This window comes from Rhizobium sp. AG207R (genome assembly GCF_027109195.1).
Classification (GTDB): Bacteria; Pseudomonadota; Alphaproteobacteria; order Rhizobiales; family Rhizobiaceae; genus Rhizobium; species Rhizobium dioscoreae.
Genome location: NZ_JAEPVT010000002.1, coordinates 209,086 through 231,647 on the forward strand (window position 1 = coordinate 209,086; position 22,562 = coordinate 231,647).

At 61.5% G+C, this 22,562-nt stretch carries 21 protein-coding genes; 4 read left to right on the forward strand and 17 right to left on the reverse strand.

The genetic code is table 11. From position 1 onward, the window contains the following. Positions 1-125: 125 nt before the first annotated feature. Both JJQ51_RS04970 and JJQ51_RS04975 read right to left on the reverse strand, forming a co-directional pair. Positions 126-902 (reverse strand): VOC family protein, encoded by a 777-nt coding sequence (locus JJQ51_RS04970; protein WP_113331877.1) that lies wholly within the window; start codon positions 900-902, stop codon positions 126-128. Between the two features lie 219 nt (positions 903-1,121). Beyond that, positions 1,122-1,847 carry a DUF899 domain-containing protein gene (locus tag JJQ51_RS04975; RefSeq protein WP_113331878.1) on the reverse strand — a complete coding sequence of 242 codons (726 nt, stop codon included), beginning with the start codon at positions 1,845-1,847 and terminating at the stop codon, positions 1,122-1,124. A 71-nt stretch (positions 1,848-1,918) separates the two neighbouring features. Between JJQ51_RS04975 and JJQ51_RS04980 the strand changes: the two genes are divergently transcribed. Beyond that, complete coding sequence (locus JJQ51_RS04980) at positions 1,919-2,365, forward strand: MarR family winged helix-turn-helix transcriptional regulator (RefSeq protein WP_113353983.1); 447 nt, start codon at positions 1,919-1,921, stop codon at positions 2,363-2,365. Here the strand turns inward: JJQ51_RS04980 and JJQ51_RS04985 are convergent. The 5 genes from JJQ51_RS04985 to JJQ51_RS05005 form a co-directional block, all read right to left on the reverse strand. Continuing rightward, entirely contained in the window at positions 2,352-3,122 is a 771-nt protein-coding gene (locus JJQ51_RS04985) for an RES family NAD+ phosphorylase (RefSeq protein WP_113331880.1), read from the reverse strand. The genes JJQ51_RS04980 and JJQ51_RS04985 overlap by 14 nt on opposite strands. Continuing rightward, positions 3,082-3,465 carry an MbcA/ParS/Xre antitoxin family protein gene (locus tag JJQ51_RS04990; protein WP_269244392.1) on the reverse strand — a complete coding sequence of 128 codons (384 nt, stop codon included), beginning with the start codon at positions 3,463-3,465 and terminating at the stop codon, positions 3,082-3,084. The genes JJQ51_RS04985 and JJQ51_RS04990 overlap by 41 nt, the downstream gene beginning before the upstream one ends. A 131-nt stretch (positions 3,466-3,596) precedes the next feature. Then, a complete protein-coding gene (locus JJQ51_RS04995) occupies positions 3,597-4,019 on the reverse strand; it encodes an organic hydroperoxide resistance protein (RefSeq protein WP_069613858.1) in 423 nt (140 codons plus the stop codon). 273 nt (positions 4,020-4,292) lie between these two features. After that, positions 4,293-5,024: a L,D-transpeptidase family protein gene (locus JJQ51_RS05000; protein WP_113331882.1), complete on the reverse strand. Its 732-nt coding sequence runs from the start codon at positions 5,022-5,024 to the stop codon at positions 4,293-4,295. Positions 5,025-5,185: 161 nt separating this feature from the next. Continuing rightward, positions 5,186-5,989: a L,D-transpeptidase gene (locus JJQ51_RS05005; protein WP_113353981.1), complete on the reverse strand. Its 804-nt coding sequence runs from the start codon at positions 5,987-5,989 to the stop codon at positions 5,186-5,188. 171 nt (positions 5,990-6,160) lie between these two features. On the opposite strand from JJQ51_RS05005, the gene JJQ51_RS05010 reads away from it, so the two are divergent. Beyond that, positions 6,161-7,510 (forward strand): methylmalonyl-CoA mutase family protein, encoded by a 1,350-nt coding sequence (locus tag JJQ51_RS05010; protein ID WP_113353980.1) that lies wholly within the window; start codon positions 6,161-6,163, stop codon positions 7,508-7,510. Between the two features lie 253 nt (positions 7,511-7,763). Then, positions 7,764-9,896, forward strand: coding sequence for a methylmalonyl-CoA mutase (scpA, locus tag JJQ51_RS05015; RefSeq protein ID WP_269244393.1), 2,133 nt, complete (start codon positions 7,764-7,766; stop codon positions 9,894-9,896). A 57-nt stretch (positions 9,897-9,953) separates the two neighbouring features. Here the strand turns inward: scpA and JJQ51_RS05020 are convergent, their stop codons facing one another. The 4 genes from JJQ51_RS05020 to JJQ51_RS05035 form a co-directional block, all read right to left on the reverse strand. Then, positions 9,954-10,934, reverse strand: coding sequence for an alpha/beta hydrolase family protein (locus JJQ51_RS05020; RefSeq protein ID WP_145632965.1), 981 nt, complete (start codon positions 10,932-10,934; stop codon positions 9,954-9,956). A gap of 95 nt (positions 10,935-11,029) precedes the next feature. Then, a complete protein-coding gene (locus JJQ51_RS05025) occupies positions 11,030-12,667 on the reverse strand; it encodes a cisplatin damage response ATP-dependent DNA ligase (RefSeq protein ID WP_113353977.1) in 1,638 nt (545 codons plus the stop codon). Continuing rightward, entirely contained in the window at positions 12,667-13,677 is a 1,011-nt protein-coding gene (locus tag JJQ51_RS05030; protein WP_269244394.1) for a ligase-associated DNA damage response exonuclease, read from the reverse strand. Before JJQ51_RS05030 ends, JJQ51_RS05025 begins: the two co-directional genes overlap by 1 nt. A gap of 111 nt (positions 13,678-13,788) precedes the next feature. Continuing rightward, the gene (locus JJQ51_RS05035) at positions 13,789-14,103 is read right to left on the reverse strand and encodes a hypothetical protein (RefSeq protein WP_233788683.1); all 315 of its coding nucleotides are present in this window, start codon (positions 14,101-14,103) and stop codon (positions 13,789-13,791) included. 207 nt (positions 14,104-14,310) lie between these two features. Between JJQ51_RS05035 and JJQ51_RS05040 the strand changes: the two genes are divergently transcribed. Then, complete coding sequence (locus JJQ51_RS05040) at positions 14,311-15,681, forward strand: TIGR03808 family TAT-translocated repetitive protein (protein WP_152095990.1); 1,371 nt, start codon at positions 14,311-14,313, stop codon at positions 15,679-15,681. On the opposite strand, the gene JJQ51_RS05045 is transcribed toward JJQ51_RS05040, so the two are convergent. The 6 genes from JJQ51_RS05045 to JJQ51_RS05070 are packed head-to-tail and all read right to left on the reverse strand — an operon-like array spanning position 15,678 to position 22,527. Next, complete coding sequence (locus tag JJQ51_RS05045) at positions 15,678-16,466, reverse strand: crotonase/enoyl-CoA hydratase family protein (protein WP_152095989.1); 789 nt, start codon at positions 16,464-16,466, stop codon at positions 15,678-15,680. The two genes, JJQ51_RS05040 and JJQ51_RS05045, sit on opposite strands and share 4 nt — an antisense overlap. Further along, positions 16,463-17,332, reverse strand: coding sequence for a hydroxymethylglutaryl-CoA lyase (locus tag JJQ51_RS05050; RefSeq protein WP_152095988.1), 870 nt, complete (start codon positions 17,330-17,332; stop codon positions 16,463-16,465). Before JJQ51_RS05050 ends, JJQ51_RS05045 begins: the two co-directional genes overlap by 4 nt. Further along, on the reverse strand, positions 17,329-19,317 hold the full coding sequence (locus JJQ51_RS05055) for an acetyl/propionyl/methylcrotonyl-CoA carboxylase subunit alpha (protein ID WP_152095987.1): 1,989 nt from the start codon (positions 19,315-19,317) through the stop codon (positions 17,329-17,331). The genes JJQ51_RS05050 and JJQ51_RS05055 overlap by 4 nt, the downstream gene beginning before the upstream one ends. 9 nt (positions 19,318-19,326) lie before the next feature. Further along, positions 19,327-19,710, reverse strand: coding sequence for a RidA family protein (locus JJQ51_RS05060; protein ID WP_113331893.1), 384 nt, complete (start codon positions 19,708-19,710; stop codon positions 19,327-19,329). Between the two features lie 10 nt (positions 19,711-19,720). Beyond that, positions 19,721-21,328: a carboxyl transferase domain-containing protein gene (locus JJQ51_RS05065; protein WP_152095986.1), complete on the reverse strand. Its 1,608-nt coding sequence runs from the start codon at positions 21,326-21,328 to the stop codon at positions 19,721-19,723. 35 nt (positions 21,329-21,363) lie between these two features. Beyond that, a complete protein-coding gene (locus JJQ51_RS05070) occupies positions 21,364-22,527 on the reverse strand; it encodes an isovaleryl-CoA dehydrogenase (RefSeq protein ID WP_113390350.1) in 1,164 nt (387 codons plus the stop codon). Positions 22,528-22,562 lie beyond the last annotated feature (35 nt).

The window sequence follows — 22,562 nt, forward strand, 5'->3', positions numbered from 1 at the left end:
GAAGCTCTGGGGTGGGGTGATCCGCGGAGACCTTTCCGGTTCCGACTATCACCCCCACCCGCCGCTTTGCGGCGACCTCCCCCATCAAAGGGAGGTGTTACTTCCCTCAAGGGAGAAGGTGAAGATCAGCGCACCGGTGCGACCAGCGAGAAGAATGCGCCTTGCGGATCGGTTGCCTGGACGATCCAGCTGCCGCCGGGCACTTCCATCGGGCCGTTGGCGATCCTGCCGCCGCCCTCCGTGATGCGGGCGATCGCGGCGTCGATCGCCGGAACGTTGATGTAGAAATTCCAGGCCGCCATCGGCATTTCCGCCGGCTTGGTCATGATGCCGCCGAAGTCGCGATCGCCGATCTTGAAGATCTTGTATTTACCCATCGGCCCCATGTCGAAATCGGAGCTCAGTTCCCAGCCGAACATCTCGCTATAGAAATCGAAGGCCTTCGGGCCGTCGTTGGAATAGAGTTCGTGCCAGCCGAAATAGCCCGGTGTCGCAGGCGCAGGCGGCTCCCAATCCTGGCCCGGCAGCGGGGTGAACAGGCAGAATGCAGCGCCATAGGGATCGGAGACGACGGAGAACCGGCCGACGCCTGGAATATCCGTGGGCTCGCGATAGGTCTTGCCGCCCTTGGCGACAACGGTCTTGGTGGCTTCATCGACATTGGGAACGCCGATATAGCCGGTCCAGCAGGGCGGCGTGCCCATGGCCTTCGCCTCGTCAGGCAGGATCATCAAACCGGCAACAGGGCCTGCACCGGCGCTGAACAGCGTATAGTCCATGCCGACATCAGGCATGCCGGCATCCGCCGCATCCCAGCCGACGACCTTGGTATAGAAGGCTTCCGCCGCTTTCATGTCTGTCGTCATCAGCTCGTACCAGACAAAATATCCCTTCTCAGCCATAACATCGCTCCCTATTGTGATTGTTGCGGTCATCCGTCTCATCCTGAGCCTGATGTCGGCGCAAGCTCATCATGGCCGATGAAAGTGACGGCCGAACGATGGTCAATCGGTTGATCCGTCGTTCCCCGGCGAGCAGGCTCCAGGTCTTAACTAGGCGCAAGGCGTAATAATTCGACCCCTTGTGCCGCATGGCATGAATTTGGCGGTCTCGCCACGCCCTCAATGGCAGCAGGAGCCCGCCTTCTCCGCCTCCTGATATTCGTCATGGCGGCGCACGAAATCCATGGTCTGGCCTTCATTTCGGCCCTTCGGTGCGTTGTCGAGGATCATCAGCGTGCCGATCATTTCCTCGCCGCCGCGGGCATAGCTGGAATAGGTGTGGAAGATATTGCCGGCTTCATCCTTGTAGAAGGCGCTGAGTCCAGGCAACTCGTCGTTGCCGTTGGCGGCGTCCATATCATTGAAATTATAGAACACCTTTTCACCGGCGAGCTGCTCTTTGGTGAAAGAGACGTGATAGTCGAAATTGAAATCGTTGGAGAAGGACGACACCCAGGGGAATTTCCAGCCCATGCGCTTCTTATAGGCCTCTATCTTTTCGATCGGCGCGCGCGACACTGCGACCAGCGTGACATCGTGATGATTGAGATGCGGAAGCGTTCCATCGAAATGATCGGCGAGGAAGGAGCAACCGGTGCATCCGGCATCCCAATCCGGGCCGAGCATGAAATGATAGATGATCAGCTGGCTGCGGCCGTCGAAGAGATCGGCAAGCGTCCTCTTGCCGGCCGGCGTGTCGAAAACATAATCCTTATCGACCTTTACCCAGGGCAAGGCTAGGCGTTCCGCATTGACGCGATCGCGAAGATGCGTGGCCTCCTTCTCCCTGGCAAGCAGTTGACGGCGGGCCTCGAGCCACACTTCCCTGGAAACGACCTGGTTCATTGTCCGCGCCCTCCTCCGGCGTTTTCATTTCCAAATCTTGACAAATATATTGATATCAATATTAATGAATCATGTCAAACGCAGTCCAAATCCCCTTTGAAACCACGCTGTTAGTCCGCGATACCTGCCTGTGCCTGCATGTCCAACGCGCGGCGCGCGCGCTTGCCCGCCGTTTTGACGAGGCACTGCGGCCATTCGGACTCACCAACGGCCAGTTCTCCCTGATGATGTCTCTGAACAGGCCGGCGCCGGCATCCATGGGATCGGTCACAGCGCTCCTGGCAATAGACCAGACGACGCTGACGGCGGCCTTAAAGCCACTGGAACGGCGGGGATGGGTGAGCATCGTGCCCAATCCAAAAGATCGCCGCGCCCGCCTGCTCAGCCTCACGCCATCGGGAAAGGCGGCGCTCGCCGCCGCCGTGCCGATCTGGAAGACGACACATGCCGCCCTCGAAGAGCGGCTGCCCGACGGCAATGGCGACCGCCTGCGTAGCGATCTCGCTATTCTGCTCTGAATTGCGGTTCAGACAATCGCGGATCGCCCTCGAAATCCTGCCTTTCGAAGCCGATGCGGCGCCGTGGGAATTCGCACAGCGCCTGCACGCCGACGCGAGACAGCCGGATGCGCCAGGTCTGGCGTTCGACGGGTTCGCGGGCGGAGAAGGCCCTGGCCGTGAGCAGCGCGATGTTCATGCCTCCGCGGGGATCCCGGACGGAACGATAAAGGATTGCCTCGATACCGCCGGCTCGCGCCGCCTCGGCGAGCGACTGGCAGGCTTCGTAGTTGACCGGATCGGTCCACAGTTGCCGATCGCGATCCAAGGGAGGCACTGTCAGATCGATCCCGGCCTTCGTCGCAATCGCAGCAGAAAAGGCTGTATATTCAGCGGCATTGGCAGGCAACGGCGTGTCAGGGGAATCACGGAAGAAGAGCAGCCGATAGAAGCTCATTTCAGCCAGGGCCGTCTCCACCTGCTCCGAGGCATAGAAAACGCCGAGCGTGCGGCCGGCGCGTCTGAAACGGGAACCGTGGGGATAGATCGCTCCGTAACGGAAGGGTGTGGCGAGCAGATAATCCAGCCCTGCGCATTCCGGCGGCAGCGCCGGCTTGGTTTCCTCGAGCACGCTTTCGAGAAGCGCTTGCTCCTCCAGCGTATCGACAAGCTTCAGCGTCGAGACCTGATGCTGCGATTCCACCAGCCGCCAATATTGGCCGGAGATGACCTTTGCCTCAGACGAGAGCGCGGCGGGCGTCCAGATAGGCAAGGACATCGGTCAAACCGGAAATCGAGATGATCTTGTCGATCGGCGCTGCGCCAAAGGCGATATTGCCGTTACGCAGCCATTGCCGCGCCACAGCCTCGTCGCCGCCGACGATGGCATCGAGCGAACGGAAGAGACGAACGAAAAGCACGGCAAGTTCGAAAGGCTTGCTATCGCGCTCCAACAGATGATCCTGCCGCTTCATGCGCGACACCGTCGCCTCAGACACGCCGATGATGGCCGCCAGGATACGGGCGTTCAATCCCAGCCTTTCGGCGGCGTTGACGACAGCTTTGGTGATGACGAGTGCTTCGCCGGGCACCGTCTGGCCTATTGCCTGGGCTTTCATCATGGCTATCTCCTTTCCTAAGAAAAGATATAGCATTTTTCTTGCAAAAGAAAAGGAGCCGCAGATCAAACTGCTGCTCCTTTCCCATATGTTCTGTATTTCCGGTTTACAATTGGCCTGCCACGCGTTTCCCGTCAGACAACAGCAACCGGCACTTCGGTCGAGGTGCGCATGGCATGGCTGTAGGGGCATACGATATGGGCGGCAGCGGCGAGCTTTTCAGCCTCGGCCTTGTCCATGCCGGGAATGTGGACAGCCAACGAAACTTCGATGCCGAAGCCGGTGCCATCCGCGCGAGGACCAATCCCGACAGTCGCCGTGACCTTGGCGTCTTCCGGAATCTTGACCTTCTGCTGGCCTGCGACAAATTTCAAAGCGCCCAGGAAGCAGGCGGAATAGCCGGCTGCAAAGAGCTGCTCCGGATTGGTGCCGGTAGCGCCATCGCCACCGAGCTCCTTCGGTACGGTCAGCGTGACGTCGAGGACGCCATTTTCGGAAACTGCATGGCCGGCGCGGCCACCGGTGGCGGAAGCTTTGGTCGTATAAAGAATAGGCATGTCCTGTCTCCTTCGGTTGGATGAATTTTATATATATCACGATTTAATCGCGCGCAACATATATTTCGCAATGGTTTTGAGAAAGTGAATTGCGATAAGGCCGTCAATACGAGGATAGTGACGACTGCGATATGGCGGAGAGCCAATCAGCGCGACCAGCGCCGGCAGTCGAAAATCAATCTGACAATCGTTTGAGATCGGCTTCCGGGTACTTCCAGTCAGGACCGCAAACAAAAAGGGCGCCAGCGGCGCCCCTTTTTCAATGATGCGGTATCAGGCCGTGACCAGGATCGGCGCGCGCTCGGGAACGCGGTCATAGAGATCGATGACATCCTGATTCAGCAGACGGACGCAGCCGGAGGAAACGGCCTTGCCGATGGAGCGCCAATCGGGATTACCGTGCAGGCGGTAAAGCGAATCCTGCTTGTCCTCGAAAATATAGAGAGCACGTGCCCCCAGCGGGTTCTTCAGGCCCGGGTCCATGCCGCCATTGGCGATGGAATATTTCACGAGTTCCGGCTGGCGGGCGACCATTTCATCCGGCGGATTCCAGCGCGGCCATTTCTTGCGCCACTGGATGACGCCCCGGCCCTGCCAGGCAAATCCTTCGCGGCCGACGCCGATGCCATAGCGCATCGCCGTTCCACCCTGCTCGGTCACATAAAGCATGCGCTGGGTTGTATTGACGACCACGCTGCCGGGTGCCTCGCCTGTTGGGTCGATCACCCGTTGACGATAGAAGCGGGGATCGATTTGCTGGTAGGGAACCGCCGGAATGATGAAGCCGCCATCCTCGACGGAGGCATAGATTACGGCCGGATCAGGCTGCTCGCCATCATAGCTGGAGAACCAGGTTCGGAACGGCCGCGGGGAGCCGGTATATTGAACCGGGCTGACGACGGGGCCGTTGTCGATGGTGGAGGCGCAGCTGGCAAGCGTCGAAACGGCGCCGAGACCCGCCAGAGCGAGGAAGTTACGTCGCGATAGGGATGAAGGAAGGCTCATGTCGACAGCATAGTTCCTTTTGTGGAGGAAGCGAAAACCCGTACCAACAGGCTGATTCGGCTCCCCGAGAGGTTCGCAGAGACAGACGCAAAACTAAAGAGCGCAAACCACCCCGACTATCGCACTTATGCAACATCACGAAAATTTGTGGTAAAATACCGCTACAGAACGACGATTTCCGCCTTATCGGGCACCCGGTTGTAAAGATCTATCACGTCCTGGTTGAGCATGCGAACACAGCCGGAAGATGCAGCCTTGCCGATCGACTGCCAATCCGGGGTGCCGTGAACTCGATAAAGAGTATCCCGGCCATTCTGATAGATATAGAGCGCACGCGCGCCGAGCGGATTGGTCGGCCCCGGATTCATGCCGCCGCGCTCGGCCGATAGCGGCCTCATCTGCGGGTCGCGCGCGACCATTTCTGCGGGCGGGGTCCAGCGCGGCCATTTCTGCTTCCATTGGATCAGGCCCCTGCCGTGCCAGGCATATCCTGCCGCGCCGAGGCCGACGCCATAGCGCATCGCCTTGCCGCCCGGTTCGATGAAATAGAGGAAGTGGTCGCGCGTATCGACAACAATGGTGCCGGGGCGTTCCCTGGTCTGGTAATCCACCTCCTGGCGCAGGAAGCGCGGATCGATGCGCTTGTAGGGGATGGCCGGCAACGTGAAGTCGTCTTCACTGCGCTGCGCATACATGGCCTGGTGCACTGGATTGAAGGTCGGCAGGCCATAGGTCTGGTGGAATTGGGTGCGGAAGAGATCGCGCGATTGCGGCACGGGCTGCACCGGCAGGCGCCTTACCCTGTTCGGCTCGATCCCCTCCGGACGATAGAAGACGGGCGTCGTCTCCTGCACGAAGCGATCCGGATCGGTGGCGCCCGTATCGGGAATGATGCTGCAGGCGGACAATGTCGTCAGTGCGGCAGCGGCAAACAGATGACGGGAAACGGGCAGCAGGTCGGCCATTATCGGAAACCAGTTGGGACACATCGGATCGGCCGCATAATGACTGCCGCGGCTGGAGCGAGGCTGGCGTCGATCGCCAGACGGTTCCAACGAAGATATTGCACCGATCGGCCAAACTCCTGTTTTCCCTTGCGACATCATGGGCTAGACCAATGCAGTACGGAGGAGCGCATGAATATCGACAGTCTCGACCCGGGCATCTTCGGCCAGACCGACCAAAAGACTTGGCTGAAGCTGGTGGAACGGGCGCTGAAAGGCAAGAATTTCCAGGAAGCACTGGTCTCGCGAACCGATGACGGCATCGCGATAGAGCCGCTTTACCAGCGACGGCGCGACGGCAAGCCGCTATTTCGTCAGCGGGCCGAGTTGCCATGGACGGTGATGCAGCGCATGGACGATCCGGACACCGAGCGGGCAATGGTGCAGCTCGGCGACGATCTTGCCAATGGCGCAAGCGGTATCAGCCTCGTTTCCAGCAGTTCCGCTTCGGCCTTCGGCATCGGGATGGATGCTCAGTCGCCAATCTTTTCCGAAGTGCTGGCAGCAGCATCCGCCAAGACTACGACCCTGCGCCTCGATGGCTTTTCTTCCGGCATTGCGAAAATGGCGGCAGCCTCGATTGTGGATGGTGGCGCCCAAAGATTGCACCTTGGACTCGACGCTTTCTTGACAGCCGGGCGTTTCGCCAATTTTACCAGCGACATCAAATACTTCAAAGAGTTGAAGTCGGTTGGTACGATCGTCAATGCGGACGGCCGTGCCGTGCATAACGCCGGCGGGACCGAGGCGCAGGAACTGGCGGTGATGGCGGCAAGCCTCGTAGGCCATTTACGACTGCTTGAGGAGGCGGGACTGTCACCGGAAGCAGCGCTTGCGGCAATCAGCCTCTGCCTTTCGGCCGATCAGAATCAGTTCATCACAACCGCGAAGATGCGCGCCGCGCGGCTGATCTTCACCCGGATCGCCGAGGCCTGCGGCGTTACCGACCCACGACCGGCACATCTCTTTGCTGAGACCAGCTATCGCATGCTGACCCGCCTCGATCCGGAGACGAACATCCTGCGCAACACGATCGCGGTCTTTTCAGCCGGCGTTGGCGGCGCCGACGAGATCGGTGTTCTGCCGCACAGCCTGACGCACGGCATTCCTGATCCGCTGGCGCGGCGCCTAGCGCGCAACACGCAGACGATTCTGATCGCCGAAAGCCACCTCGATCATGTCGCCGATCCAGCTGCCGGGGCCGGCGGCATCGAGGCGCTGACCGACGCGCTTTGCGAACGGGCTTGGGAGATTTTCACCCGGATCGAAGGCAAGGGAGGATTGGCGAAGGTCATTTCCAGCGGCGAGTTAGCGGCGATGATCGCAGAGGCGCGGGAGAGCCGTGCCGCGAGGCCGATCGTGGGGACGACGCTGTTTGCCATGAAGACCGAGCGGCCGGTGACGGTTTTGGGGCCTTTGGGTCCGATTGTTGGCGGGATGGGGTTGGTGCCGATACGATTGGATGAGGGGGTGGAGGCATGAGGATGGACATCGGGTTCGAGACAAGTGCGATACCCCCCTCTGTCGCTTTCGCGACATCTCCCCCACAAGGGGGGAGATTGGAAACTCGCGGAACCCTTCCACCTCGAACAAACCCCTCATCTGCGGCAGCGAAAGTTGTCACGACCGGCTGGGTTAAATTCTGGCTTGGGGCGATCTCCCCCCTTGTGGGGGAGATGTCACGAAGTGACAGAGGGGGGTTTGCGCCCTCCCCATTCACGGAGGCATCGGCTCCATGACCAATATCCCCGACTTCGCCACCATCCCCTGGGCCAAGCCGCAGGCAACGACGCCAACAATCGGCGCCCCAGCCTGGGAAACTCCCGAAGGCATCAGCGTCAAGTGCGCCTATGGCGAAAGCGACCTCGCCCGCCTGAAGTTTTTGGATACCTATCCCGGTGCTGCGCCGTTCGTGCGTGGCCCCTACCCCACAATGTATGTCCAGCAGCCCTGGACCATCCGCCAATATGCCGGCTTCTCCACTGCCGAGGAGTCCAATGCCTTCTATCGCCGCAATCTTGCCGCCGGCCAGAAGGGCCTCTCCGTCGCCTTCGATCTTGCCACTCACCGCGGCTATGACAGCGATCATCCGCGAGTGGCCGGCGATGTCGGTATGGCGGGGGTGGCGATCGATTCCATCCTCGATATGCGCCAGCTCTTCGACGGTATTCCGCTTGACGAGATGAGCGTATCGATGACCATGAACGGCGCTGTGCTGCCGGTCATGGCGCTCTATATCGTCGCGGCGGAGGAACAGGGCGTTTCCGAGGACAAGCTGTCGGGCACGATCCAGAACGACATTCTCAAGGAGTTCATGGTTCGCAACACCTACATTTATCCGCCGCAGCCCTCGATGCGCATCGTCTCGGACATTTTCAGCTATACCAGCCAGCGGATGCCGAAGTTCAACTCCATCTCGATCTCCGGCTACCACATGCAGGAGGCCGGCGCGACGGCGGATCTGGAGCTCGCCTACACGATCGCCGACGGCATCGAATATGCGCGGGCAGGCGTGGCAGCCGGGCTCGATATAGACAGCTTCGCCCCTCGCCTCTCCTTCTTCTGGGCCGTCGGCATGAACTTTTTCATGGAGGTTGCCAAGATGCGCGCGGGACGGCTGATCTGGGCCGCGCTGATGCAGAAGAATTTCGCACCGAAAGACCAGAAATCCCTGGCTCTCAGGACCCACAGCCAGACCTCCGGCTGGTCGCTGACGGCGCAGGATCCGATGAACAACATCATCCGCACCATGGTCGAGGCGATGGCGGCAACGCAGGGACATACCCAGTCGCTGCACACCAATTCCTTCGACGAAGCGCTGGCGCTGCCGACCGACCATTCCGCCCGCATTGCGCGCAACACGCAAATCCTGCTGCAGAAGGAATCCGGCACGACAGGGATCATCGACCCCTGGGGCGGCTCGGCCTATGTCGAACGGCTGACCTACGATCTTGCGGCCCGCGCCCTTGCCCATATCGAGGAAGTCGAGGCGCTCGGCGGCATGGCGAAGGCGATCGAGAAAGGCATTCCGAAGCTTCGCATCGAGGAAGCCGCCGCACGCACGCAAGCGCGCATCGACAGCGGCCATCAGACACTCGTCGGCATCAACTTTTCCAGGCCAGAGAAGGATATCGAAGTCGACGTGTTGAAGGTGGACAATTCCGAAGTGCGGGCACGTCAGCTATCCAAGCTGCAGCAATTGAAGGGCACACGGGAGACGGCCGCCGTCGAGACTGCCCTCGACGCCCTGACGGATGCGGCGCGCACCGGCAGCGGCAATCTGCTCGACTTCGCCGTTAAGGCAGCAAGGGCAAGAGCGACCGTCGGCGAAATTTCGCTGGCGCTGGAAAAGGCATATGGCCGGCATGTGGCCGAGATCAGGACCATTTCCGGCGTCTATCGTCGGGAAGTCGGCGATGCCGATCCTGCTTTCAACAAGGCTGTGGTCAAGGTTGAAGCCTTCCGCAGAGCGCGCGGTGAAAAGCCCCGCATCCTCATCGCCAAAATGGGCCAGGACGGACACGATCGCGGCCAGAAGGTCATCGCCACGGCTTTTGCCGATCTGGGCTTCGATGTCGTCGTCGGCGCCATGTTCCAGACTCCGGAAGAAGTGGCCGATGTCGCCGTTCGCGAAGGCGTCGACATCCTCGGCGCATCGTCACTTGCCGCCGGCCATCTGACGCTGGTGCCGGAATTGAAGGCCGCGCTCGCGCGCCGCCATGCCGGCAATGTGCTGATCGCCGTCGGCGGCGTCATCCCGCCACAGGATTTCGCGGCGCTGGAAGCGGCCGGTGCGGACGCAATCTTCCCGCCCGGCACGGTGATTGCGGAAGCGGCAACGGCGCTGATCGAGAAGCTGATGGCGTAAGCATCGACTCGCAGAGCGGTTCGGATTATCTCCCGTGCCGCTCTTGCGGGCGCTGGTTCAGACAGCCACGCTCTTGAAGAACTCGATACTTTGAGCGATTTCGCCCGGCAAAGCCGAATTGTGGCTGCCCGGCACCGTCGCCATTTCGATCTTCACGCCGGCGGCCGTTGCCCGTTTGGAGAGCAGCGACAGGCGCGAGTCGAAATGTGCCTCTTCGGTTCCGTGGAACAGTTTTATCGGGCTTTTGAAGCTGTGCGCGTAGCAGAGCGGCGAGCGCATCTGGTATTCACGCGGGTTCCTGGTGTTGAAGCGGATGTCCTGCGGGTAACGGCTGAAGAAGGCGTAAGCGTCGGGGTTGCCGGATATCGGCGCGACCGCACGGAAGCGCTTCGTCGACATGGCGGCAAGCATAGCGAGGGTACCGCCGATGCTGTGGCCAGCCAGGAACATGCGATGCGGATCGACACCCGGCAGATGCCGCAGCCGGTTGGACGCGGCCAGCACATCGGCAACTTCGTCGTAAAAGCCGGAAAAATTGCCCTTCTGGCCGTTTTCGCCGCGCATGGAAGGGATCATGACGACGTAGCCGGCCTCGACATAGGGCTTCATCAGCTGCCAATGTCCCTGGCCGATGGCGTTGCCGCCATGCAGGAACAATACGGCCGGCTTCGGTTTCTCCGAACGCGTGTAGCGGGAAACCCAGGCGACGAGCTCCAGCTCCTCGCCGACGCCGCTGCGATAGAAAAGCCGTTCGGCGGTCGATGGCGTCACCAGCGGTTCGTAGATATCGGGAGCAGGTCCCTTGCTCACGAGATCAGTGCGAAACAGATGGCGCTCCTTGGCATAGTCGCCCGAAAGCAGCGGCGGCGCATCCTCGGCCTTCTCGTCGCTCCGTGTGGCGACACTCTTGTTCTCGGCAGGCTTGTTTGCAGTCGTACTGTCATCGGCAGCTCTGACGATGTTGGGCGCAAAGAGCGTGAAGGCAATACCGGCTAGAAGGCTGCGGCGATTGGGACGAAATGCGTGGTCGTCGGACATGGTCGTGGGCTCTGTCGAAATATCCCGGCGCAGATCAAATCTGCACGGGTTGGAAGGCTAGGCCAACTCACTTTGTGGTGAGGAATCGCCCTCGCCTATTCATCGACAACCGGAGCCTTGGCGTCAATCATCGCGATCAAAGTTTCCAGCCTGTCGGCCTCGTAGGGCGGTTTGTCGGGCCGCAGTCGGGCAATGCGTGGAAAGCGCATGGCGACACCCGATTTATGGCGGGTCGAGCGGTTGATGCCCTCGAAAGCGACCTCGAGCACGAAGCCAAAATCGCGATCGGCGCGCACCGCTCGCACTGGGCCGAAACGGTCGACCGTATTGTTGCGCACGAACTTGTCGAGCACCTCAAGCTCCGCATCGGTAAAGCCGAAATAGGCCTTGCCGACAGGCACGAGCTGCTCACCCTCCGGCGTCGTCGCCCAGACGCCGAAGGTGAAATCGGAATAGTAGCTGGAGCGCTTGCCGTGGCCGCGCTGGGCATACATCAGCACGGCATCGACATTATAGGGATCGCGCTTCCACTTGAACCAGGGGCCTTTGGCGCGGCCTGCGAGATAGGCGCTGTCCCTGCGCTTGATCATCACGCCTTCGATCACCGGATCGGGCGGCGAGGAGCGCAGGCGGTCGAGCTCCTCCCAGGACGAGAAATCGACGAGCGGCGACAGATCAAAGCGGTCGTGGGGCGCGGCATCGATGATCTCCGTCAGCCGCTCCCGCCGATCGAGGAAACCACGGGCGCGCACGTCCTCCGCGCCGTCAAAAAGAAGATCATAGGCGCGGATGAAGGCCGGAAACTCGTCCAGCATCTTTGCCGTCACGGTCTTGCGGTTGAGGCGCTGCTGCAGATCGGAGAAGCTGCGTGTCGGGCTGTTGGAGCGAACAGTGCCGCCAACCAGCAGCTCACCGTCCATGACGCCCTCGAAATTCATGGCGTCCACAACGTCGGGAAAGGCACCGGATATGTCATCGCCGGAGCGCGAATAGAGCTTGCTCGTCTCCCCAGAGCGCGAAAGCTGGACGCGGATGCCATCCCACTTCCATTCGGCCGCGAAATCGCGGGGGTCGAGCCCGTCGAGATCGCCTGTTTCAACAGGATTGGCCAGCATAACGGAATGGAAGATCGCCGGCGTCGCCAATATCGGCCGCTCGCCCTTTCCTTCCAGCCATCGAAACAGGCTTTCATAGGGCGGCTGCAGACCATGCCACAGCGTTTCGATTTCGGTCACATCCTTGCCGCTGAGTTCGGCCAGCGCCTGTTTGGCAAGCCGGGCCGAAACACCGATGCGCATGGCGCCGGTCGCAAGCTTCAGGAAGGCAAAGCGGCCCGACGTATCCAACCGATCCAACAGGTCGCGGACGAAGCTGCGCACTTCGGTCCGCCCAAGCGCATTCATGCGCCTGATAACCTCGCCGAGCTTCGGCTGCTCTCCGGCAGGACGCTCGATATCGCTTTCCTTGTCCCATACCAGCGAGATCGTCTCGGCAAGATCGCCGACATAATCGTAGGAATAGCGAAACAGCACCTCGTCCATGCGCTCGAGAACGAGCTCGCGCAGCATGGCGGGCTTGACGTTGCGCACCTCGAGCGTGCCGGCAATGGCGGCCAGACCATAGCCGCGGTCCGGATCGGGCGTATCGCGGAAATAATCGGTCAGCAGCTTCAGCTTGCCGTTGCGGCTCGGCGTCAGCACCAGGCGATCGAGGAGGTCGGCAAAGGCTTTCATCAATCGCCCTCATCTTCATAGCCGATGAGATGCAGCGGCTTGGCGGCGATGCCCTGCAGCTCGCACCAGCGCACCAGCGCCTCTTCGCGGCCGTGGGTGACCCACACCTCGCTCGGCTTCAAATCGGAGATCGTCTCGGTCAGTTCGGGCCAGTCGCAATGATCCGATATGACCAGCGGCAGCTCGACGCCAAGCTGCTTGGCACGCTGGCGCACCATCATCCAGCCGGAGGCGAAAGCCGGCAGCGGATCGTTAAATCGTCTCGCCCAGCGATCCTGAAACGCGGAGGGCGGACCGACGACGACGGCGCCCTGAAAGATCGACTGATCGCGGCTTTCGAAGGTGGCTGGCTTGAGTTCGCCAAGCGCGATGCCCTGGCTGACATAGTAGTCGCACAGGGTTTCGAGCGCGCCATGGATATAGATCGGCTTGTCATAGCCGGCATCGCGCAGCAGGCGGATGACACGCTGTGCCTTGCCGAGCGCATAGGCGCCGACCAGATGCGTTCGTTCTGGAAACTGCCGAAGCGAAGCCAGGAGCTTGCGCGTCTCTGCCATCGGATCGGGATGATGGAAGACCGGCAGGCCGAAGGTCGCCTCGGTGATGAAGACGTCGCAGGGAACCGGCACATAGGCTTCACAGGTCGGGTCCGGCCGGCGCTTGTAATCGCCTGAGACCACGATGCGCAGTCCATCCTTCTCCACTGCGATCTGAGCCGAACCCAGGACGTGGCCGGCAGGATGGAACTGCACCTTGACGCCATTGATCGTCACTTCCTCGCCGAAGGCAACCGCCTGCTCCGATCCTGCAAAGCCATCACCATAGCGGATGCGCATGATATCGAGGGTCTGGCGCGTGGCGAGCACATTGGCATGGCCGGAACGAGAGTGGTCCGAATGACCATGCGTGACGAGCGCTCGCTCGACCGGCTGCACGGGATCGATATAGAAGCCGCCTATCGGGCAGAACAAGCCCGCAGGCGCCGGATAAAGCAGTTGATCGGGTCTCATGACTTGTGAGGATAGCGCGATTTGCACAATTAGGTAGCGATATCAGCTGCTTTTCGCGCGAATCCGCGCTCGGGTTGCCGATCCGGCAGATCGAAGACGAGGACATCCTCGCTATGCGGCTTGGCCTTTGCCACGACGGCGCCGTTCGGATCGACGATTGCGCTTCTTCTCGAAGAGGCCAATAATCGCTGTCGTCCTGCTCGAGGCGAAGCGAGCGACAAGCGCGTCCAAACCGGGATCGTCGAGGGAAAGCGCGCGGCGTCTGGCGATGGCTTCGTTGTAGCTGTGTCCCTGCAGATAGCATTCTGGAAAGAGGGCGAGATCGATGCCCTGCCTTTCCGCCCAGGCGAGATCGCGCGCCAAAGCCTGGGCCGCCTGCTCGACGGCATCGAAAAGTGCCAGACGTTGAAAGGCCGCGATCCGCATGCGGCAGAGGTAACATGCGCGGCGAGTCGCCCCTAGCACAAATGGATCAGGTGCGGGTCATCGCCTCTACCGGACTGGTAAATGAAATAGAAAGAGGTCGAGGCTCTTGGCCGATCGAAAGCGTTTGAAGAACAGCTTCTGTATCAAAACGGCACAGATGGGCCTGGCACGATTTCTGCTTCGTAAGTGACGTTCCAGGAGTTCATAATGATGCAACGCCGCGCCTTTATCGCTTCCCTCGCCGCCTCGGCAGCGGCTGGCGTGCTTGCACGGCGCGGTTTCGCGGCACCACTTGCCAAGATGGCCGGTGCCGAGCTGCGCGGTCCGATCGACGCCATTGCGCTGAAGACGACACCGGGCGCCAGCGATTTCAAGAGCGGCAAGCTGCAGGCGATGATCGACAATGCGGCGCGAAGCAACATGCCGCTTTTCCTACCACCGGGCACCTACAACATCTCAAACCTGACACTCCCCAATAATACGCGCATCACAGGCGTTCCTGGCGCCTCACGGCTCATCTATAGCGGCGACGGCCATCTGATGAATGCAGATAAAGCCAGGCGTATCGAGCTTTCCGGCCTGGTTTTCGATGGCGGCAATCGCTGGCTTGCCGATTATGCCGGCGGTCTGCTGCAATTTACCGGCGTCGACGAGGTGCTGATCGACAATTGCGAGGTCGCCGGCAGCCGCAAACACGGACTGCAGCTGGAGCGCTGCGGCGGCCGGATCGAGCGCAGCCGAATCTCCGGGGCCGCCGAGGCCGGCATCTATTCCGTCCAGTCCACCGGCGTGGCGGTGACCGGCAATCGCGTCGAGGATTGCGGCAATGGCGGCATCCTCATCCATCGCTGGGACAAGGCCGAGGATGTCAGCAGCGTCGTCAACAACCGCGTTACCCGCATCCGTGCCAATGGCGGCGGCACCGGCCAGAACGGCAACGGCATCAACGTCTTCCGCGCCGATGGCGTGACGGTTTCGGGCAATCAGATCGCCGATTGTGCCTTCACCGCCATCCGCGCCAATTCGGCCTCGAATATACAGATCTCGAATAATCAATGCGTGCGTTCGGGCGAAACGGCCATCTATTGCGAATTCGAATTCGTCGGCGCCACGATCAGCAACAATCTGGTCGATGGCGCCGCCAACGGCATTTCAGTTACCAATTTCGACAAGGGCGGAAGGCTCGCTTCGGTGACGGGCAACGTCATCCGCAACCTGTCGCTTATCGCACCCTATGCGCAGGATGGCGGCTTCGGCATCGGCATCTCGGCGGAAGCCGATACGCTTGTTGCCGATAATGTTATCGAGAATGCGCCGCTCTGGGGCCTGCGGCTCGGCTGGGGGCAATATCTCCGTAATGTCGTTGCGACCGGCAATATCGTCAGACATGCCGGCATCGGCTGCGTCGTCTCCGTCGCCGATGGCGCCGGCTCGGCGGTGATTGCAGGCAATCTCTTCCAGGAAATGCAGCAAGCCGCGATCATGGGCTTCCGCTGGGACAAGCCGGCATCGGGAGAGCTGGTCAGGGGAAGCATGCAGTTTCCGCAGCTGACCATCGAAAACAACAGACTCGTTTAGGCCGATCGCCAGTTCGGCTGCCGCTTTTCGAAGAAGGCGGTGATGCCTTCCTTCGCCTCGTCGGTCTCCCAGGCATCTGCCAATTGTTTGACGACGTGATCGATCATGCCATCAGTAATCGGCCTGCCGACGGAACGCGCCAGAGCCTTTGCGCGGGCCGCTGCCTGCGGTGACGCTCCCAGGAAATGGCGGACTTCGGCTTCTACGGCTTCATCCAACGCCTCCTCCGCCACGACCCGTGACAGGAGGCCCGTGGCATGCGCCTGCCAGGCATCGATGATTTTGCCGGAGAGAAACAACGGGCGCGCATTCGCTTCGCCGATACGCGCGACGACATAGGGACTGATCGTGGCCGGAATGATGCCGAGGCGCACCTCCGTCAGGCCGAAACGGGCCGTCGATGCCGATATCACCATGTCGCAGACGCTGAGGATGCCGATACCGCCGCCGAAAGCATTGCCCTGGACGCGGGCGATCAGCGGCTTCGGCAATTCGTTCAACGCCTTGAACAGCATGGCAAGTCGCCGCGCCTCGGCCATACGCCCATCCCGCGTAGCATCGAACTGGGCACGCATCCAACCGAGATCGCCGCCGGCACAGAAACTGGCGCCCTCGCCGGTCAGCACGATGACCCGGACTGCGCTGTCGTGAGCAAGGTCGTCCGTTGCCGCTGTCAAGTCATCGATCATCTCCGCCGAAAGGGCATTGTGCTTTTCCGGGCGCGCCAGCGTCACATGGGCAACACCGCGCTCGTCGGTGGCGATGCGGATCGTCTGCGATATCATGAGGCACTCCTGAGGCTGCGGGCAAAGGCGGCGGCGCGGGCAAGCTTGTCCTCGTCGAGACCGGTCTCGAAGCCCCGCGCCGATAGATAATCTTGAACAGAAACGGTATCGACATTGCCCTTGGCGCCGGGAGCGAAGGGACAACCGCCAAGGCCGCCGGCTGACGCATCGAATACCCGCAGGCCGCGCTCCAACGCGACGCCGATATTGTCAAGCGCACGGCCGGACGTGTCATGAAAATGGCCGGCAAGGACTGCCGCGGGGAGTTCTCCGAGCACTGCGCCAAGCATCCGGTCGACGGCCTCGGGCGTGCCTTTGCCGATCGTGTCGCCAAGGCTGATCTCATAGCAACCAAGCGCACGCAACTGCCACGCGACGCTGACAACATTTTGCGGCGGCACCGCGCCCTCATAAGGGCACTCGACGACGCAGCTGACATAGCCGCGCAACGGAACGCCGCGATCCCGACTGGCGGCCGCCACCGGCCGAAAGCGCTCGATGCTCTCGGCGATCGAGCAGTTGATGTTGCGCATGGAGAAGGTTTCCGAGGCGGAAGCGAAGATCGCCACTTCATCGGCGCCAGCCGCAAGGGCGGCCTCGAAGCCCTGCATGTTGGGCGCCAGCGCTGCGTAACGAACGCCTGGACGCCGCTCTATGCCGGCCATGACCGAAGCGGCATCCCCAAGCTGCGGCACCCATTTCGGGCTGACGAAGCTGGTGACTTCAATTCGCTCGAAACCGCAATCCGAAAGCAGATTGACCAGCTCGATCTTGTGTTCGGTATCAACCTGCCGCTTCTCGTTCTGCAGCCCGTCACGCGGTGCCATCTCGACGATGGTGACGTGGTTGGAAGGCTTGTCGTTCATGCCGCATCCTCCGGACGGAGTGACAGAAGCACGGCGCTTTCGCTGGTCTGATCCCCCTCGCCGACATACAGACCTTCGACGATGCCGTCGCGTGCCGCCGTCAGCGTCAGCTCCATCTTCATGGCCTCCATGACGATCAGCGCCTGGCCCCTCGCCACCGCGTCACCCTCGCGCACACGTACGATCTTGACGAGGCCCGGCATCGGCGCGATGACGCGATCGCCACCGCCGGCCGCCTCTTCTCCACCGTCGAGCAGATCGAGTCGATGGAAATGATGCGTCTGTCCATCGAGGAATAAAGTCACGCCTGACGATGTCTCGAAGATATCGACATGGGACTGCCGGCCGTCGATCTCGACGTGGTGGGAAAGGCCCTCGCCTGCGAGCAAGCGAACGAGAATGATGCGATCGTCAAAGGTGACGCTAAACAGCGACCGACTCTTTGCAGCCACGCGGCAATTCTGATAACCACCGGCAAAATGCAGCGTGAGGGGACGGCTTGCTTCACCCCAGAGCTGCCAAGGACCGAGCGACAGCCAAGGATCACTGCCAGTGGCTTCTGCGAACCCACCCGCCTCCACAATGGCAGCAATGGCGAGGGCAGCATCGTCTGGCGGTTGCGCCGAGGTCAGCGCCTCCACGTCACGATCGATCAATCCCGTATCCGGATGGCCGGCGGCGAAATCCGGCTGGCGGCTCAACCGGATAAGGAAATCGAGGTTGGTGGTGGTTCCGGCAACCTGTGTCTGCTCGAGACCGTGCGTGAGCTTGGCAAGCGCCGCCGCCCGATCGGGCGCATGCACGGTCAGCTTGGCGATCAGCGGGTCGTAATGCGGGGTGATGCTGTCGCCCTCGCGCACGCCGGCATCGATGCGGACATCGCCTTCGGGAAAGCGTAGGCGGGAAAGCGTGCCGGTTGCCGGCAGGAAGCCGCGCGATGGGTCTTCGGCATAGATGCGGGCTTCGAAGGCCCAGCCGTTTATGGTGAGCTCAGCTTGCGTTTTCGGCAGCGCCTCGCCGCTCGCAACGCGCAATTGCCATTCGACAAGATCGACGCCGGCGATTGCCTCTGTGACGGGATGCTCGACCTGCAGGCGGGTGTTCATCTCCATGAAGAAGAAGCGATCCGGCGACAGGCCGTCGGAGACATCGGCGATGAACTCAACGGTGCCGGCGCCGCGATAATCGATGGCGCGGGCGGCGCGAACCGCCGCTTCGCCCATGGCGCTGCGCATCTCCTCCGTCATGCCGGGCGCCGGGGCCTCCTCGATCACCTTCTGGTGCCGGCGCTGCAGGGAGCAATCGCGCTCGAAGAGGTGCACGGCATTGCCCTGGCTGTCACCGAACACCTGAATCTCGATATGGCGCGGCTTGATGAGATATTTTTCGATGAGCACGGCATCGTCGCCGAAAGCGGATTTCGCCTCGCGCTTCGCCGCCTCCAGCGAAGCCTCGAAATCCTCCGGACGGTCGACGCGGCGCATGCCCTTGCCGCCGCCGCCGGCCCTCGCCTTGATAAGAACGGGAAAGCCGATGCCGTCGGCCTGCTCGGCAAGAAAGCCGGGCTCTTGCCTATCGCCATGATAGCCGGGAACAACGGGCACGCCGGCCCGCTCCATCAGCGCCTTGGCCGCATCCTTGAGCCCCATCGCTCGAATGGAGGCCGGCGACGGGCCGATGAAAACCAGGCCGGCAGCTTCGACGGCCTCGGCAAAAGCTGCATTTTCCGAGAGAAAGCCGTAGCCCGGATGGATGGCCTCCGCGCCGGTTCGCTTTGCGGCTGCGATAATCTTTTCCTTCGAAAGATAGCTTTCGCTCGCCGCCGCCGGGCCGATATGGGCGGCTTCGTCGGCCAGGGTCACATGCAGGGCATTCCGATCGGCGTCGGAATAGACGGCGACCGTGCGGATGCCGAGGCGCCTTGCGGTGTAGATGACCCGGCAGGCGATTTCGCCGCGATTGGCGATCAGTATCTTCGAAAACATCGGCAGACCCTATTGCGCGGCAATGACTTCGACTTCGAGCAGCCAGGCCGTATCGAAAATACCGGCGATCACGACAGTCATGGCCGGCGTGAGCGAGCCTAGATATTCGCTACGGATCTCGCGGTTCTCGATCGTATGATGTCGATCGGCGAGAAAGGTGGTGACCTTGACGATATCGTCCTTCGTCATGCCGGCCGCCTTCAGCTGCGCATCGATGTTGTGCCAGACCTGGCGAGCCTGCGCCTTAAAACCCTCCGGCAAGGCATCGTCGACGTCGGTCGGTATCTGTCCGCTGATAAAAAGCAATCGTTCGAAATTCTCGAGCTTTACGGCTTGAGCATAACCGCCGCGGGGCTGCGGCGCATTCTTGGCATTGATGGCATCGCGTTTCATCTCCGTCTCCTCACATCCTGAACAGACCGAAGCGTGTGTCTTCGATCGGTGCGTTGAGTGCTGCTGAAAGCGACAGAGCCAGCACGTCGCGGCTCTTGCGCGGATCGATGATGCCATCGTCCCATAGGCGGGCCGAGGCGTAGAGCGGGTGGCTCTGGGTTTCGAACATCTTAAGTGTCGGCGCCTTGAAGGCGGCCTCTTCTTCCTGCGTCCAAGGCTTGCCGGCACGCGCCAGCGCCTCGCCGCGTACGGTGGCGAGCACGCCTGCCGCCTGCTCTCCGCCCATGACGGATATGCGGCTGTTGGGCCAGGTCCAGAGAAAACGCGGCGAATAGGCCCGGCCGCCCATGCCGTAATTGCCGGCGCCGAAGGAACCGCCGATCAGCATGGTGATCTTCGGGACCTTGGTCGTCGCCACAGCCGTCACCAGCTTGGCGCCATTCTTGGCGATGCCCTCCGTCTCGTATTTGCGGCCGACCATGAAGCCGGTGATATTCTGCAGGAAAACGAGCGGGATCTTGCGTTGCGAACAAAGCTCGACGAAATGCGCGCCCTTCAGCGCCGACTCCGAGAAGAGAACGCCGTTGTTGGCGATGATGCCGACTGGGATGCCGTGGATGTGGGCAAAGCCGCAGACTAGCGTCGTGCCGTAGCGCGCCTTGAACTCATCCAGCCGGGAGCCGTCTACCATGCGGGCGATGACCTCGCGCACGTCATAGGGCGTGCGCAGATCCGAGGGGACGATGCCGAGAATATCCTCGGGATCGTAGAGCGGCGCCTCGGGCGTGCGACGCTCGACACTCTCGGGCTTGCGGCGATTGAGATTGGCGACCGCTTGCCGGCCGAGTGCGAGCGCATGGGCATCGTCGCGCGCCAGATGATCGGCAACACCGGAAAGGCGCGTATGGACATCGCCGCCGCCTAGATCTTCGGCAGAGACAACCTCCCCCGTCGCCGCCTTGACGAGCGGCGGACCGGCGAGAAAGATCGTTCCCTGTTTCTCGACGATGATGGTTTCGTCCGACATGGCCGGCACATAGGCGCCACCCGCCGTGCAGGACCCCATGACGACGGCGATCTGCGGAATGCCGGCCGCCGACATATTGGCTTGATTGTAGAAGATGCGCCCGAAATGATCGCGGTCGGGAAATACCTCGTCCTGGTTCGGCAAGTTGGCACCACCGGAATCGACGAGGTAGATGCAGGGGAGATTGTTTTCCGCCGCAATCTCCTGCGCGCGCAGATGCTTCTTCACCGTGATCGGATAATAAGTGCCACCTTTGACGGTGGCATCATTGCAGACGATCATGCAATCGCGGCCGGAAACGCGGCCGATGCCGGCGATCAACCCGGCGCCCGGTGCCTCGCCGCCATAGAGACCGTGGGCTGCCGTCGTCCCGATCTCCAGAAACGGCGTGGCGGGATCGATCAGCCCGGCGACACGATCGCGCGGCAGCATCTTGCCGCGGCCGACATGGCGCTCACGCGCCTGCGCGCCGCCGCCTTCCGCCGCCTGCGACGCCGCAGCCTCAGCGACGCCGATCGCCTCCAGCATGGCGGCGCGATTGTCGCGGAAGCGATCCGTATGCGTCGATATCTCTGATTTCAGGACGGTCATGCGCTTCACCGGTTGATGGGAATGGAATTTCGCAGTCAGGCCGTTTCGCCAAACAGCTCGCGGCCGATCAGCATGCGCCGGATTTCGGATGTGCCGGCACCGATCTCATAGAGCTTGGCGTCGCGCAGCAGCCGTCCAGCGGGATAATCATTGGTGTAGCCGTTGCCACCGAGCGCCTGGATGCATTCGAGCGCCAGCGCCGTCGCCTTCTCGGCGGAATAGAGAATGCAGCCGGCCGCATCCTTGCGCGACGTCTCGCCGCGATCGCAGGCGGCGGCCACGGCATAGACATAGGCGCGGCAGGCATTCATGGTGACATACATATCGGCCAGCTTGCCCTGCATCAGCTGGAACTCGCCGATCGACTGGCCGAACTGCTTGCGCTCATGCATGTAAGGCAGCACCACATCCATGCAGGCCGCCATGATGCCGACGGGGCCACCGGAAAGGACCACGCGCTCGTAATCGAGACCCGACATCAGTACGCGCACGCCGCCATCGATGTGACCGAGAACATTCTCCTCCGGAACCTCGCAATCGAGGAAGATCAGCTCCGAGGTGTTCGAGCCGCGCATACCGAGCTTGTCGAGCTTCTGGCCGACGGAGAAGCCGGGAAAGCCTTTTTCGACGAGGAAGGCGGTAATCCCGCGCGGGCCGGCATCCGGAGAGGTCTTGGCGTAGACGACGAGGACATCGGCATCCGGGCCATTGGTGATCCACATCTTGCTGCCGTTCAGCACATAGCGATGGCCGCGCTTTTCGGCATGCAGCTTCATGGAGACGACATCGGAGCCTGCACTCGGCTCCGACATGGCGAGAGCCCCCACATGCTCGCCGGATATCAGCTTCGGCAGGTAGCGCTCCTTCTGTGCCGCCGTGCCGTTGCGGTAGATCTGGTTGACGCAGAGGTTGGAATGAGCGCCGTAGCTCAGACCCACGGAAGCCGAAGCACGGCTGATCTCTTCCATGGCAACCGTGTGGGCGAGATAGCCGAGGCCGGCGCCGCCATAGGCTTCGTCAACCGTGATCCCGAGTACGCCGAGATCGCCCATCTCCCGCCACAGATGCATCGGGAAGCTGTTGTTGCGATCGATCTCGTCTGCAAAGGGTGCAATGCGATTGCTGGCAAAGCGGCGCACCTGCTCGCGCAGCGCATCGATGTCCTCGCCCAGCGCGAAGTTCAATCCCCCAGAAAACATCCGGCTTCTCCTCCCGACCTCCCGAACGTCCAATC